Source organism: Streptomyces sp. NPDC045956 (genome assembly GCF_056430705.1).
Genome location: NZ_JBWKKZ010000001.1, coordinates 760549 through 774630, shown reverse-complemented (window position 1 = coordinate 774630; position 14082 = coordinate 760549). Strand labels below are relative to the sequence as shown.

General features: G+C 74.3%; 16 protein-coding genes. 8 read left to right on the top strand and 8 right to left on the bottom strand.

Annotated elements, in window-relative coordinates:
- Positions 1 to 68: 68 nt before the first annotated feature.
- Positions 69 to 866: a site-2 protease family protein gene (locus AC07FV_RS03420; RefSeq protein WP_391967769.1), complete on the top strand. Its 798-nt coding sequence runs from the start codon at positions 69 to 71 to the stop codon at positions 864 to 866.
- Here the strand turns inward: AC07FV_RS03420 and AC07FV_RS03415 are convergent.
- Entirely contained in the window at positions 856 to 1047 is a 192-nt protein-coding gene (locus AC07FV_RS03415) for a hypothetical protein (RefSeq protein ID WP_053129864.1), read from the bottom strand. The two genes, AC07FV_RS03420 and AC07FV_RS03415, sit on opposite strands and share 11 nt — an antisense overlap.
- A gap of 81 nt (positions 1048 to 1128) precedes the next feature.
- Positions 1129 to 1836: an NADPH-dependent F420 reductase gene (gene npdG / locus AC07FV_RS03410; protein ID WP_479084304.1), complete on the bottom strand. Its 708-nt coding sequence runs from the start codon at positions 1834 to 1836 to the stop codon at positions 1129 to 1131.
- A 186-nt stretch (positions 1837 to 2022) separates the two neighbouring features.
- On the opposite strand from npdG, the gene AC07FV_RS03405 reads away from it, so the two are divergent.
- On the top strand, positions 2023 to 2625 hold the full coding sequence (locus tag AC07FV_RS03405) for a hypothetical protein (protein WP_479084303.1): 603 nt from the start codon (positions 2023 to 2025) through the stop codon (positions 2623 to 2625).
- Between the two features lie 30 nt (positions 2626 to 2655).
- On the opposite strand, the gene AC07FV_RS03400 is transcribed toward AC07FV_RS03405, so the two are convergent.
- Complete coding sequence (locus AC07FV_RS03400) at positions 2656 to 2886, bottom strand: hypothetical protein (protein ID WP_479084302.1); 231 nt, start codon at positions 2884 to 2886, stop codon at positions 2656 to 2658.
- 58 nt (positions 2887 to 2944) lie between these two features.
- Here AC07FV_RS03400 and map point away from each other — a divergent pair, with 58 nt between their 5' ends.
- Positions 2945 to 3802 carry a type I methionyl aminopeptidase gene (gene map / locus AC07FV_RS03395; RefSeq protein WP_383648427.1) on the top strand — a complete coding sequence of 286 codons (858 nt, stop codon included), beginning with the start codon at positions 2945 to 2947 and terminating at the stop codon, positions 3800 to 3802.
- Positions 3803 to 3935: 133 nt separating this feature from the next.
- Positions 3936 to 4583, top strand: coding sequence for a biliverdin-producing heme oxygenase (locus tag AC07FV_RS03390; protein WP_479084300.1), 648 nt, complete (start codon positions 3936 to 3938; stop codon positions 4581 to 4583).
- 79 nt (positions 4584 to 4662) lie between these two features.
- On the opposite strand, the gene AC07FV_RS03385 is transcribed toward AC07FV_RS03390, so the two are convergent.
- From AC07FV_RS03385 to AC07FV_RS03370, 4 genes are all read right to left on the bottom strand, one after another.
- Entirely contained in the window at positions 4663 to 4887 is a 225-nt protein-coding gene (locus tag AC07FV_RS03385) for a hypothetical protein (RefSeq protein WP_479084298.1), read from the bottom strand.
- A 105-nt stretch (positions 4888 to 4992) separates the two neighbouring features.
- Entirely contained in the window at positions 4993 to 5637 is a 645-nt protein-coding gene (locus AC07FV_RS03380) for a PhzF family phenazine biosynthesis protein (protein WP_384698859.1), read from the bottom strand.
- A 155-nt stretch (positions 5638 to 5792) separates the two neighbouring features.
- The gene (locus AC07FV_RS03375) at positions 5793 to 7400 is read right to left on the bottom strand and encodes an HtaA domain-containing protein (protein ID WP_479084296.1); all 1608 of its coding nucleotides are present in this window, start codon (positions 7398 to 7400) and stop codon (positions 5793 to 5795) included.
- A gap of 223 nt (positions 7401 to 7623) precedes the next feature.
- Positions 7624 to 9072, bottom strand: a complete 1449-nt coding sequence (locus AC07FV_RS03370) for an HtaA domain-containing protein (protein ID WP_479084295.1) — start codon at positions 9070 to 9072, stop codon at positions 7624 to 7626.
- A gap of 101 nt (positions 9073 to 9173) precedes the next feature.
- Between AC07FV_RS03370 and AC07FV_RS03365 the strand changes: the two genes are divergently transcribed.
- The 4 genes from AC07FV_RS03365 (at position 9174) to AC07FV_RS03350 (ending at position 13263) form a co-directional block, all read left to right on the top strand.
- Positions 9174 to 10217, top strand: coding sequence for a heme/hemin ABC transporter substrate-binding protein (locus AC07FV_RS03365; RefSeq protein WP_479084293.1), 1044 nt, complete (start codon positions 9174 to 9176; stop codon positions 10215 to 10217).
- Positions 10214 to 11305: a FecCD family ABC transporter permease gene (locus AC07FV_RS03360; RefSeq protein WP_479084292.1), complete on the top strand. Its 1092-nt coding sequence runs from the start codon at positions 10214 to 10216 to the stop codon at positions 11303 to 11305. The genes AC07FV_RS03365 and AC07FV_RS03360 overlap by 4 nt, the downstream gene beginning before the upstream one ends.
- Complete coding sequence (locus AC07FV_RS03355; RefSeq protein ID WP_479084290.1) at positions 11302 to 12162, top strand: heme ABC transporter ATP-binding protein; 861 nt, start codon at positions 11302 to 11304, stop codon at positions 12160 to 12162. Before AC07FV_RS03360 ends, AC07FV_RS03355 begins: the two co-directional genes overlap by 4 nt.
- A gap of 99 nt (positions 12163 to 12261) precedes the next feature.
- Complete coding sequence (locus AC07FV_RS03350) at positions 12262 to 13263, top strand: SCO2278 family lipoprotein (protein ID WP_479084289.1); 1002 nt, start codon at positions 12262 to 12264, stop codon at positions 13261 to 13263.
- A gap of 13 nt (positions 13264 to 13276) precedes the next feature.
- On the opposite strand, the gene AC07FV_RS03345 is transcribed toward AC07FV_RS03350, so the two are convergent.
- On the bottom strand, positions 13277 to 14017 hold the full coding sequence (locus AC07FV_RS03345) for a bifunctional DNA primase/polymerase (protein ID WP_479084287.1): 741 nt from the start codon (positions 14015 to 14017) through the stop codon (positions 13277 to 13279).
- Between the last annotated feature and the right edge of the window lie 65 nt (positions 14018 to 14082).

Here is a 14082-nt window from a genome sequence, read left to right as displayed (position 1 = left end):
TGGTCACGACCCGGTACGGTCGGGCGGTCCCCGTGCCCCACCGTGCCGTCCGACAGCCAGGGAGTCCCATGAGCACCGCCACCGCCCGCCCCAGCGACCGGCGCGTCAGTCCCGTGTTCCTCGGGATCGTCGCCGTCGCCGCGGTCACCGGCTGGGCGACCTGGACCGGGTTCGCCGAGCAGCCGGGCCTGGCGGTGTTCCTGTTCGTGACGGCGGCGTGGGTGGTCTCGCTGTGCCTGCACGAGTACGCGCACGCCCGTACCGCCCTGCACAGCGGGGACATCTCGGTCGGCGCGAAGGGCTACCTCACGCTGAACCCGGTGAAGTACACGCACGCCCTGCTGAGCGTCGTGCTCCCGGTGCTGTTCGTGATCATGGGCGGGATCGGGCTGCCGGGCGGTGCGGTGTTCATCGAGCGCGGCCGCATCCGGGGCCGCTGGCGGCACAGCCTGATCTCGGCCGCGGGCCCGCTGACCAACGTGCTGTTCGCCGTGGTGTGCACGGCCCCGTTCTGGCTGGACGCGCTGGACGGCGTGCCGCGCGACTTCCGGCTGGCGCTGGCCTTCCTGGCGCTGCTCCAGGTCACGGCGGCGATCCTGAACTTCCTGCCGGTGCCGGGCCTGGACGGCTACGGGGTGATCGAGCCGTGGCTGTCGTACAACGTGCGGCGGCAGGTGGAGCCGCTCGCGCCGTTCGGGCTGCTGATCGTGTTCGCGCTGCTGTGGATCCCGGCCGTCAACGGCGTGTTCTTCGACGCGGTCGACGCGCTCCTGCGCGGCCTCGGCATCGGCGAGGCCGACACGTACTGCGGCTTCGAGCTGTACCGCTTCTGGCAGACCGACGAGCTGTGCTCGGTCAGCCCGTGACGGACGGGGAGCGGCGGGCGTCGCGGCCGCGCTTGACGTAGTACCAGCACATGTTGGAGGACAGGCCCGACAGCATCACCCACACGACGCCGATCAGCACGCTGCCCTGCACGAAGGAGACGACGGCGGCGGTCACGGCGAGGACGCAGACGACCAGGGCGTAGACGGCGAGGCGGGGCATGGGGCGGGCTCCTGTCGGGGGACACGGCGGGTACTGCGGGTGATGCGGTACATCTGGCACCCCCCAGTGTCCCCCATCGCCTCACACGTCCGTGACGCGGAGCCCGGCGTGTGCCTTGTAGCGGCGGTTGACGGAGATCAGGTTGGCGACCAGCGACTCGACCTGGTGGGCGTTGCGGAGCCGGCCGGCGAAGACGCCGCGCATGCCGGGGATGCGGCCGGCGAGGGCCTGCACGATCTCCACGTCGGCCCGCTCCTCGCCGAGCACCATGACGTCGGTGTCGATCTCCTCGATCTCCGGGTCCTGGAGGAGCACCGCCGAGAGGTGGTGGAAGGCGGCGGTGACGCGGCTGTCCGGCAGCAGGGCGGCGGCCTGCTCGGCGGCGCTGCCCTCCTCGGGCTTGAGCGCGTAGGCGCCCTTCTTGTCGAAGCCCAGCGGGTTGACGCAGTCGACGACGAGCTTGCCGGCCAGTTCCGCGCGCAGGGACTCCAGGGTCTTGCCGTGGCCGTCCCAGGGCACGGCGACGATCACGATGTCGCTGCGGCGGGCGGTGTCGGCGTTGTCGGCGCCCTCGACGCCGTGGCCGATCTCCTCGGCGGCGGCCTCGGCGCGCTCGGCGGCGCGGGAGCCGACGATCACCTTCTGGCCGGCCCTGGCGAGGCGGTGGGCGAGGCCCTTGCCCTGGGGGCCGGTGCCGCCGAGCACGCCGACGACCAGCCCGGATACGTCGGGCAGGTCCCAGGGGTCCTTGGCGGGGGCCTTCTGTGCAGCACTGTCGGTAGAGGTCATGGGCCGACCCTACGTCCCGCCCGCCCCCGGCCGGGGTCGGGTCCGGCCGGGAACAGGGCCCGTCCCCGGATCGCCCGCAGGCCGTCCCCGGATCGCCCGCGGCCCGTCCCCGGGTCGTCCCCGGGTCGGGCGAATGCGGGCCGAACGCCGGTGCGCGCGGGGCGGGTTGCGGCAGGATGCGGGCCCATGGACGCCGTACGGGTCGCGTTGCTGCGGGAAGTGCTCGCCGGGACCGAGTGGCTGGGGGCCACCCGGAGGTTCGCGGGGGCGCTGCGGAACTCGGTCGTGCCGCACGGGGGCGGGCTGCTGCTGGTGGGCACCGCCGGGTACGAGCCCTGGCACCTGGCGGCGCACCTGGTGGACGAGGCCGCCTGGTCGGGGACGCCGGAGCTGGCCCCCACGCTCGTCCGGCACGGCGCCCGTCCCTCGGACCCGGCGCACCTCGCGGTCGGGCTGGGGCGGCTGGCGGCGGCCCGGCGCGGGGAGACGCTGCTCGTGGTGGCGCCGGACGATCCCGGCGCGCCGCTCCTGGAGGGGGTGCACGACGCCCGCCGGGCCGGGGCGACGGTACTGGCGCTGGACACGGGCGAGCGGGAGCTGACGGCCATGGCGCACGAGGCGCTGACCGTGCCGGACGGGGCGGAGCTGGACCTGGACACGGTGCAGCACCTGGTCAGCGCGGCGGCCGGGGAGAACGCGGTACCGCCGCCCCGGGGCCGCCGCCGCTTCCGTGACCGCCTCTCCCGTCTGGCGGACCACCTGACGGCCCCGCCTCCGTCACGCTGGTGACGGAGGCGGGGTGGGGCGGCCGGGCCTCGTTCAGTCCTCGTCCGAGCGGCCCGCGGAGGCGTCGTGCCACTTCGGGTCGTTCTCCCACTCGAGGTTGCGCTCGCGGGCGGTCTGCATCGCGTGTTCGGCCTCCGTGCGGGAGGCGTACGGCCCGAAGCGGTTCTTGGCCGGGCAGTCGGGGCCTTCCTCGACCTTCTTGTGCTCCAGGCAGTAGTACCACTCGCCCGGTTTTCCGACCGTGCGCTTCTTGAACAGGGCCATGACCGGCTCCTTTCGCCAGGGACATGCTCTCTTATGCCCGCTGGTTAGACTCGCTGACATGTCTGGCCAGTCGCTGCTCGTACCAGGGGAGCTGTCTCCCACCCGTTCCGTACCCGGAAACATCCGCCGGCCCGAGTACGTCGGCAAACCCGCGCCGTCGCCGTACACCGGACCGGAGGTGCAGACGCCCGAGACGATCGAGGCGATGCGCGTGGCCGGCCGGATCGCGGCGCGCGCGATGGAGGAGGCCGCGAAGCTCATCGCGCCCGGCGTGACGACGGACGAGCTGGACCGGGTCGCGCACGAGTTCATGTGCGACCACGGCGCCTACCCCTCGACGCTCGGCTACCGCGGCTTCCCGAAGTCCCTGTGCAGCTCCGTCAACGAGGTCATCTGCCACGGCATCCCGGACTCGACGGTGCTGCGCGACGGCGACATCGTCAACCTCGACGTGACGGCGTACATCGGCGGCGTGCACGGCGACAACAACGCGACCTACCTGGTCGGCGACGTGGACGAGGAGAGCCGGCTGCTGGTCGAGCGGACCCGCGAGTCCCTGGCCCGCGCGATCAAGGCGGTCCGGCCGGGCCGGCAGATCAACATCATCGGCCGGGTCATCGAGTCGTACGCGAAGCGGTTCGGGTACGGGGTGGTGCGGGACTTCACCGGTCACGGGATCAGCACGGCGTTCCACTCCGGGCTCATCGTGCCGCACTACGACAGCCCGCACGCGACGACCGTCATCCAGCCCGGGATGACCTTCACGATCGAGCCGATGCTGACGCTCGGGACGCACGAGTACGACATGTGGGACGACGGCTGGACGGTCGTGACCCGGGACCGCAGGCGGACCGCGCAGTTCGAGCACACGCTGGTGGTCACGGACTCGGGCGCGGAGATCCTGACCCTTCCGTAGCCGACCGCCGCGCACCCGCCTCCCGGCCCGCTCTCCTCGGAGGGCGGGCCGTCGCGCGTCCCGGTACGCTTTTGCCGACAGGTCGTCGGAAACCCATTGACTTAGGTAAGCCTAACCATGGAAGATCGGCCCCATGGACTCTTTCTCGACGCTCATCCGCACCGCCTCCCACGAGCAGCACGTGGAGGCCGAGACCTCGACCTTCATGAGCGACCTGCTGGGCGGGCGGCTCGGCGTCGACGCGTACGCGCGCTACACCGAGCAGCTGTGGTTCGTGTACGAGGCGCTGGAGGCGGCGGCCGGCCGGCTGGCGGCGGACCCGGTGGCCGGGCCGTTCGTGCGGCCGGAGCTGATGCGGCTGGACTCCCTGGAGCGGGACCTCGCGCACCTGCGCGGCCCGGGGTGGCGTGCGGGCCTGACCGCCCTGCCCGCCACGGAGGCGTACGCGGCCCGGGTGCGCGAGTGCGCCGAGGAGTGGCCGGCGGGGTACGTGGCCCATCACTACACGCGCTACCTCGGCGACCTCTCCGGCGGCCAGATCATCCGGGACCGGGCGGAGCGGACCTGGGGCTTCGCCAAGAAGGGCGACGGAGTCCGCTTCTACGTCTTCGAGGAGATAACCAACCCGGCCGCCTTCAAGCGCGAGTACCGGGAGCTGCTGGACGGCATCCGCGCGGACGACCTGGAGAAGCAGCGGGTCGTCGCCGAGTGCAGGCGCGCCTTCGCGCTGAACACGGCGGTCTTCCGGGGGCTGGGCGAGGAGTTCCCGCTCTCCGCGTGAGCGGCCCGTGCCCGCGTGCACGCCCCGGTCCCCCTCGGCCGTCGGCCGAGGGGGACCGGTCTGCCACGACGTGCCGACCTCAGTTGTCGATGTCGTAGTCGTCGCTGCGGCAGTTGATGCCGCCGAAGTAGAGGTCGCCCGTGCTGTCCGTGGTGATGGCGCCGAAGTACGGGCTGCAGGTGGCGTCCTCGTCACCGTGCAGCGGGCCGTGCTGCGAGCCGTCGAAGGCGGTGGCGGTCGCCACGCCGCCGGCGGTCATGGCGGCGGTCAGCAGGACCGTGGCGAAGGCGGAACGGATGCGCATGGGTTTCCTCTCGCGGGGAACTGAGCGGTCACGCCCAGAGGTAACCCCTGGCGGTCGCGCGCACACGCTGTTCCACCCGTACGGAGGTGCGTGGCCGGGCAGCCTTCACCGCTCCAGGCGCACCCGGCCGCCGATCTCGACCCATCCCTCGGGCTGGGGGGCCGTGAGGATCTGCGAGCCCGCGCCCTGAGTGATGTTGAGGGCGCGGCCCAGCCGCTCGGTCAGCAGCAGGGCCGCCGCGCCGGTCGCCTCGTCCTCGTCGATGCCGTCGTCGCGCCCCGGGAAGGCGCGGGCCCGCACGCGTCCCGCCGGCTCGTCCTCCCACGCCCAGGCGTAGACCCACTCCCCGGCGGCCGGCACCGGCAGGTCCTCGACCTCGGCGACCCCGGCGTACTGGCGCAGGGTCCGCGGCGGTGCCCACTCGGGGCGGGCCTCGATCCAGCTGAACTCGCCGTCCAGCCGGACGCCCACCACCCCGGCCGGGGTGACGATCTCGGGGACGTCGAGCAGCCAGGCCGTGCCGACGCAGGGGTGCCCGGCGAACGGCAGGCGCAGGGCGGGCGTGTAGATGTCGATGACACCGCGCTCGGGGTCGTCGACGAACACGGTCTCGCTGAAGCCGAGTTCGGCGGCCAGCCGCTGCCGCTCCGCGGGGTCCGGCAGCACGGAGCCGTCCCGGACGACGCCGAGTTCGTTGCCGTAGCCGCCGTTCGGCGCGCAGAAGACGCGCAGTACGTCGTAGTCAGTCACCGGGGCATTCAAACATCGCGTGGACAGCGGGGATGTCTCGGGCGGGGCCCCGGGCAGGCGTCCCGGCGGGGCCGAGCAGCGGCACCCGGACGGGGGTCCCGCCCGGGAGCGCCGGCCTCCTGCCCGCTACCGCCGCTCGGGCCCGCGACTGCCGCTCACGTCCGCGACCTCCGCTTGCGTGCGGCGAACACCGCGCCCGCGCCGAGGGCGACCGCGACACCGGCCGCCGCACCCAGCGCCGGGCCCGGAAGGTCCGAGCCGGTGGAGGCCAGGCTGCCGCCGCCGGTCAGGCCGCCCGTGGCCGAGCCCGCGCCGCCGACGGTGGAGCCGGTGCCGCCGACGGTGGAGCCGCCGGTGGTGGCCGAACCGCCGGTGCCGCCGGACGTTCCCGTGCCACCCGCGCCACCCGCGCCGCCGGACGTTCCCGTGCCGCCACCGGGCAGCTGGGCGTCCTCGCTGAGCGCCACCGAGAGGTCGACGGGGTCGAGCGCGGTGCCGGCCGGGTAGTTGCCGAAGACCTTCGCGCCGGCCCCGGTGAGGGTGGCGGCGACACCGTCGACGGTGATGACGTCGTCCCGCGCGGTCAGGTCGGCGGACCGGGCCGTGAGGTCCGCCAGTACCACGTCCTCGGTCCGCGTGCCCAGGCTGTCCACGTCGGCGGTCAGCTCACCGGTGCCGCCGTCGAGGGTGGCCTTCAGGTTGCTCAGGGTCAGGTCGAGGCCGTACGCGCCGTTCGACTCGTGGCCCCGGAAGTTCACCGCGCCCCGGAAGGACGCGGTGAGCGTGCCGGCGTCCGTGTCGTAGGTGCCGGTGGCGTCCGTGAAGGCGAAGGCGCCGTTTGCGCTCGCCTGGGTGGCACCGCCCGAGGCGGTGACCCGGCCCTTGGCGATGTTCCCGACGACGTACGCGCGGAAGGACTCCTTCACCCCCCAGCCGAGGGTGCCGTCGGCTATGGCGCCCCGGGCGGGGGCCCGGGTCGCGGTGGCCGAGGCGGTGGCGGTGGCGGTGGCGGTGGCGGAAGGGGAGACGGAGGCGCCGGCGGTCGCGGTCGGGGAGGGCGCGGCGGTCGAACTCTGCGTGGCCGACGGCTCGGGCTCCGTGGTCTGCGTCTGCGACGCGCTCGGGGAGGGTCCGGTGGCGGGGGCGCTGGTGGTGGGGGTGGGGCCGGGCTCCGGCGCCGCCTTCTTCACCACCGTCAGCGGGTCGCCGGCCGCGCCCGCGTAGGACGCGCTGCCGAGGTACTCCCCCGCCTCGGCGGTGAGCGTGGTCGCCATGCCGGTCATCTCGCGGGTGACGGCGACGGTGGCGAGCGGAACGTCGTCGCCCTCGGTGATCCTGGGTGCGCCCTGGGAGGTGTCGACCTTCTTCAGGTCGGCGGTGACCTCGCCGGCCTTGCTGTCGAAGCGCACGTCGCTGAAGGTGATCTCGAAGCCGTGGGCGGCGGACTTGCTCACCAGGCCGCCCTTGAAGGCGAGGTCGACGGTGTGACCCGAGCCGTCGTAGGTGCCGGTGCCGTCCACGAAGGTGAACGCGCCGTTGCCGGCGTCCTGGGAGGCGCCCCCGGACGGGGTGAAGCCGCCGAACATGCCGACGTAGGTGCGGTACGACTGCTTGATGCCCCAGGTCAGTTCGTAGCCGGTGAGGGGGCGCTCGGCCGCGGAGGCGGTGGTGGCGCCGAGGCCGGCGAGAGCGGTGGCGCCGAGCGCGGCGGCGGTCGCCACGGCGGCGGCGAGGGTGGTGGAGCGGCGTCGTCTGACGGGCATGGCTCGGTTCTCCTTGCGTGGTGGGTCCGCCGGTCGGGGCGGAATGGTCCGGGGGAACGGCCCAGGGGCGCGGAACGGCCCGGGGGGCGGAACGGTCCGGAGGGCGGAACGGTCCGGAGGGCGGAACGGTCCGGAGGGCGGAACGGTCCGCAGGGCGGAACGGTCCGCAGGGCGGAACGGTCCGCAGGGCGGAACGGTCCGCAGGGCGGAACGGTCCGGAGGTTCAGCCCTGATCGGAGGGGGACGCCGCGGGCCGGGTGCGGCGCCTGCGGACGGCGAGGGCCACGAGGGCCGCGGCCGCCAGCAGCACGGCTCCGGCCGTGAGGGTGACGGGCAGGACGGGGAAGTCACCGTCGTCCGCGGAGCTGGCGACGGGTCGCGTCGACGCCTCGGGCGCCTCCTGCCGCGCCTGCTCCCGTTGCGGGCTCGCGCTCGGCGTGGGGTCGCTGCCCAGGTCGGGCAGGGCGGGCAGCTTCGCGTCGGCGGTGAGGGCGACGGCCAGGGAGACGGGGTCCATCGCGGTGCCCGCCCGGTACATGCCGCCGAAGGCCTCGGCGCCGCGCGCGGTGAGCTTCGCGGGGGCCTCGGTGATGCGGACCAGGCCGTCGGCCGGCTTCGGGTTCCCGGCGGTGAAGGTGACCAGGGGGACGTTCTCGGCCTTGAGGCGGGGGCTGTCCACGTCGGCGTAGAGCGTGCCCCTGCCGTCCTCGACGCGGGCCCGTACGCCGCCGAGCCGGAGGTCGAGGCCGTGCGCGCCGGTGAAGCGCACCGTGCCCTCGAAGGCGGCGGTGAGGTCGCCGCCCTCGTACGTCCCCTCGCCGCCGGGGAAGCGGAAGAGGGCGCCGCCGTCCTGGGCTCCCGCGGTGAGGGCCCACCCGCCGTCGGCGATGTCGCCGGTGACGTACTCGCGGAAGGTGCGGCGCACACCCCAGTCGACGGCGCCGTCCTCGATGGCACCGTCGGCGGACTGCTGCCGCTTCGGGGACGGGGTCGGCGCGGCGGACGGCTGCTTCTCCCGCTCCTTCTCCGGCTGCCGCTCCTGCTGCCTCGCCGCCGCCCGTACGTCGACCGACAGGCTCACCGGGTCCAGGGCGGTGCCGGCGGTGTAGTAGCCGGCGAAGGACCGGGCGCCCTCGGCGGTGAGGGTGGCGGGCACCTGGGCGAGCGCGACGGTGCTGCCGCCGCCGCGCATGTCGATGCCGCCGAGGGAGAGGGAGGCGAAGGGCACCTGACGGGACGTCGTGACCGCCCCGGTGCCCTTCGCCTTGCTCACGACGTCCACGGAGAGCGTGCCGGTGGCGCCGGAGATGCTCACGGTGGGACGGCTGACGGTGAGGTCGAGCTGGTGGGCGCCGCCGCCGGTGGGGTGGCCGAGGAAGCGGACACCGCCGGAGAAGGCGGCCCGGAAGGCACCCGTGCCGCCGTCGTAGCTGCCGGCCGCCGAGTGGAAGCGGAAAGCGCTCCCGCCGACGGTGGCCGCTCCTCCCGTCAGGGAGTAACTGCCCTGCGCGACCGGCCCGGTGACGTAGCTCTGGAACGACGACTTGACGCCCCAGTCGAGCCGGCCGCCCTGCACGGTCCGGCTCTCGGCGTGTGCGGCGGCAGCGGGCAGCAGGACGCCGAGGAGGGCCGCGCACACCACGGTGACCAGGGCGCGAAGACGGGCGGGCATGCGAAGTCCTCCGGATCGGGGGGCCGGTAGCGAACAAAGGTAAGGCTAACCTAAGCTCTAGCCGACCGACGGTGACGGCCGACGAAAGGAACGGACACCCCGTGCGACGCTTGCGGAACCGACTGGCGGGAGCACTGCTGTCCGTGCTCGCCCTCTCCTTGGCCACGACCGGATGCGGAGGCTCCTCGGAAGCCGCTTCCGGCGCCGGTGGCGAACAGGGGGCGGCCAAGCAGGAGGAGGCCGTCGCCGACCGGGTCGAGCCGCTCGCGACGAGACCCGAGCCGAAGCTCCCGGTGACCGTCCGCTCCGCCGACGGCGAGCGGGTGACGGTGGAACGCGCCGAGCGTGTGGTGCCCCTGTCCGGCAGTCTCAGCGAGATCGTCTTCACCCTCGGCCTCGGCGACCGGGTCGTCGCCCGCGATGTCACCGCCACCTTCGAGCAGGCGGCGGGACTTCCCGTCGTCACCCGGGGCCACGACGTCTCCGCCGAGAGCGTGCTGTCCCTGCGGCCCGACCTGGTGATCGCCGAGACCACCACCGGCCCGGTGGAGGCCGTGGACCAGATCCGCGCAGCCGGCGTCCCGGTGCTGTCCGTGGCGGCCGCCAAGGGCCTGGACGACGTGGGCCCGCGCATCCGGGCGGTCGCCGGCGCGTTCGGCGTACCGGCGGCCGGGGAGGAACTGACCCTGCGCTCCGAGGAGCGGATCGCGGCCGTACGCGAGGGTGTCCCGGACACCTCCTCGAAGGGCGCCGCGCCCCGGGTCGCCTTCCTGTACCTGCGCGGTTCGGCCTCGGTCTACCTCATCGGCGGCGCGGACTCCGGCGCCGGCTCGCTGATCGAGGCGGCCGGCGGGGTGGACGCCGGGGCGGCCTCCGGCCTGGGCAAGGACTTCACCCCCCTCACCAGCGAGGCGCTCGTGAAGGCCGCGCCCGACGCGATCCTCGTCATGAGCAAGGGACTCGACTCGGTCGGCGGCGTCGACGGACTGGCCGGACTCCCCGGCGTGGCCCAGACCCCGGCCGGCCTGGACCGCCGGATCGTCTCGGTCGAGGACGGCGTGCTCCTCAACTACGGCCCGCGCACCGACCAGGTGCTGAAGTCGGTCGTGGCCCAGCTGTACGGCGAGGGCGGCGACGCCGGATGACCGTACTGGACAAGACGGACCGCCCCGCGGCTCCGGTCGCCCCTCCCCCGCCGCGCCGCCCCCGCACCACCGCCTGGCTGCTGACCGCCGCCCTGACCGCCGGTCTGCTGGTTCTGGTGCCGGTCGCGGCCGGCACCGGCGCCTACCCGGTCCCGGTCGGCGACGTCCTCGGGTCGCTGCTGCACCGAGCCGGGCTCGGCGGTACGGAACTGGACCGGGTGGCCGAGTCGGTGCTGTGGAACGTGCGGTTCCCGCGGATCGTGCTCGCCCTGCTCGTCGGCGCCTCGCTCGGCTGCGCGGGCGCGCTGATGCAGGGCGTGTTCGGCAACCCGCTCGCCGAACCCGGTGTCATCGGCGTCTCGTCGGGCGCGGCGGTAGGCGCGGTCGCCGCCATCGCGTTCGGCCTGGACTTCCTCGGCAACTGGACGGTCTCCGTCTTCGCCTTCGCCGCCGGCCTGGTCACCGTCCTGGTGGTGTACGCCATGTCCCGCTCGGGCGGCCGTACCGAGGTCGTCACGCTGATCCTCACCGGCATCGCGGTGAACGCCTTCGCGGGGGCCCTGATCGGCCTGTTCCTGTTCTTCGCGGACACCGCGGCGGTCAACCAGATCACCTTCTGGCAGTTGGGCTCGCTGGCCCAGGCGACCTGGCCGAAGGTGCTGGCGGTCCTGCCGTGCGCGGCACTCGGCCTGGGGCTCGCCCCGCTGTACGCCCGCCGGCTCGACCTCCTCGCGCTCGGTGAACGCCCGGCGCGCCACCTGGGCGTGGACGTGGAGCGGCTGCGGATCGTACTGGTGCTGGTGATCGCGCTGCTGACCGCGGCGGCCGTGAGCGTGGCCGGGGTCGTCGGTTTCGTCGGGCTCGTCGTGCCGCACCTGCTGCGGATGGTGGCGGGTCCCGGACACCGGTTCCTGATCCCGGGCAGCGCGCTGCTCGGCGCGCTGGTGCTGCTCGCCGCCGACCTGGCGGCCCGTACCGTGGCGGTCCCCGCCGAACTGCCGCTCGGGGTGCTGACGGCGCTGCTGGGCAGCCCGTTCTTCTTCTGGCTGCTGCGCCGCACCCGGCGCAGGCAAGGGGGTTGGGCATGAGGGGCACGAAGTCCGCTGGCGCCGGGCGGTGGCTGCGCCTCGTACCGTCCCGTCCGGTGCCGCCGCCCGGAGCCGCGCCGGGCCAGGTCCTCGCCGAGGCCGAGGGCGTTCGCGTCCACCTCGGCGGGCGGCCGGTCCTGGACGGTGTGGACGTCGGCGTCCGCGCGGGCGAGGTGCTGGCCCTGGCCGGACCCAACGGGGCCGGGAAGTCCACCCTGTTGGGCGCCCTGGCGGCCGACGTGCCGGTCGCCGAGGGGGTCGTCCGCGTCCACGGCCGGCCGGTGGCCCGCTGGTCCGCCCCCGAACTGGCCCTGCGCCGGGCCGTGCTGCCCCAGTCGGCGTCGCTGTCGTTCCCGTTCCCGGTGGAGGACGTGGTCCGGATGGGCCGCGCGCCCTGGGCCGGCACCGACCTGGCCGCCGAGGACGACGCGGCCGTGGCCGAGGCGATGGCGCGCACGGAGGTGACCGCCTTCGCCGGCCGGCCCTTCTCGGCGCTGAGCGGCGGCGAACGGGCCCGGGTCGCGCTCGCCCGGGTGCTCGCGCAACGCGCTCCGCTGCTGCTGTTCGACGAACCCACGGCGGCACTGGACCTGCGCCACCAGGAACTGGTGCTGCGGCTGTGCCGGGAACGGGCGCGGGCCGGGGACGCGGTGGTCGTCGTCCTGCACGACCTCTCCCTGGCGGCGGCCTACGCGGACCGGATCGCGCTGCTGCGCCGGGGCCGGATCGCGGCCGACGGGCCACCGGCACGGGTCCTCGCCGAAGGGCTGCTGTCCGAGGTCTACGAGCAGCCGGTGGAGGTGGTGCCGCACCCGCGCACGGAGGCCCTGCTGGTCGTCCCGCGGCGCGAGTCCTGACCCGAGGTCACGGTGTGGCCGCTGTACCCGGTCCCGCCGTTCGGGCGCCCGTCCGTCCCGGTAGGGTTCGCCTCCGGGAAGGGGAAGGTGAAGAACCTGATGAGCAGGGATCGCGGCCCTCGCAGGCCCCGCAGGCTTGACCGGAGCGCGCTGATAGCGGCCTCGGCGACCGCTTTGTCGTTGACGGCGAGCGGATGCGTGGTGGTGCACGGCGAGCGCGAGGTGCTCCCGTCGGCCACCCGGGCCGAGGCCGCGAAGGCGCTCCAGGAGTTCACCGCCGCGTACAACGCGGCCGACAAGGCGTACGACGCCTCCCTGGACGCCGACCACACCACCGGCGCCCTCGCCGCCATCGACTCGGCGCGGCTGAAGGCGGGCCGGACCAACCATCCCGAGGGCAACCCCGCGCACGCCCCGCTGGAGCTGACGGACGCGAAGTTCACGATCCCGAAGAAGGCCGGCTGGCCGCGCTGGTTCGTCGCGGACACCAAGGCCAACAAGGGCTCCGGCGCACGGTGGTTGCTGGTCTTCACCCGGCACGGCCTGGAGGAGACCTGGCAGGCGGCGTACCTGACGCTCGTCGCCCCGGGCAAGGTGCCGGAGTTCAAGACCGACGCGGAGGGCTGGGCCGAGGCCGTCCCCGCGAACTCCACCGACGTGGCCGTCCCGCCCGCCGGGCTGAGCGAGGACTACACGGGCTATCTGAAGGACGGCGGCGACTCCTTCGCCGACGGAGTCCACACCAGCGCCTGGCGCACCCTGCGCGAGAAGCGGTCGATCCGTCCCGGCCTGGTCACCCAGTACATCGACGAGCCGCTGACGAACGGCGACTACGCGCCGCTGGCCCTGCGTACCCGGGACGGCGGGGCGCTGGCGTTCTTCAGCTCGCGGCACTTCGAGAAGCGGACCGCCGCGCAGGGCGCGTCGGTACCGGCGCCGAACAAGGACGTGCTGGCGCTGACGGACGGCGAGATCAGGCAGTCGCTGACGATGGAGTTCGTCTCCAACGAGGTCGCGCTCACCCCGGCGGAGGGCTCGGCCGACGCGAAGGTGACGGTCCTGGGCCGGGTCCAGGGGCTGACGTCGGCGAAGGGCGAGTAGCGCCGGGGCGTGCTCAGCGGCGGGAGGGCCAGGCCGTGCCCGCGTGGTCGCTGACCTCGCCGGCGTGCCGGGCGCAGGCGTCGGTGAGGGTCTCCAGCAGGGTCAGCGGGTCCGGCAGCGGGTGCTCGGGGCCGCGCACCCAGTGCACCGTCCGGTCCTCGCCGGGCAGCCGGGCGGGCGGTACGAGGACGTAGGAGCCCCGGCAGTGCCAGCGCAGGCCGGGGTGCTCGTCCATGGTCTCGGGGTGGCAGTCCAGCTCGCAGGGCCACCACTCGTCCTCGTCCTCGGGGGTGCCGCGGGTGAGGGTGAACAGCAGCATGCGGCCGTCGTCGCTCTCGGCGACCGGGCCGACCTCGATGCCGGCGTCGAGCAGCCGCCCGAGCGCCTCGCGACCGGCCTGGAGGGGGACGTCGAGGACGTCGTGCACCATGCCGGTCGCGGTGATGAAGTTCGCCTCGGGCTGGTGGCGGGCCCAGCGCTCGATCTGCGCGCGGTCGGTGGTGGACTGCGTCTGCCAGGCGAAGGACACCGGGTGCCGGGCGGGCGTGGGACAGCCCACACGGTCGCAGGAGCAGCGGTAGCCGGCCGGGTGCGCGGCGGGCGCCAGGGGCAGTCCCGCTCCGGCGGCGGCGAGCAGCAGATCCTCCCGGCCACCGTCACCGGCGGCCTCCGCGGCCTGCTTGGGCCGGCGTCCGCGCAGCCACTGGGAGAGTTTGTCCTGCAGACCGCTCCGACCGCCGAACTCCGCGCTCATCTATCCCCTCGCCTCGCCGTCGTGCGCACCAGCATGCCTCATGGTCGCACCATTTCGCGCTTCGG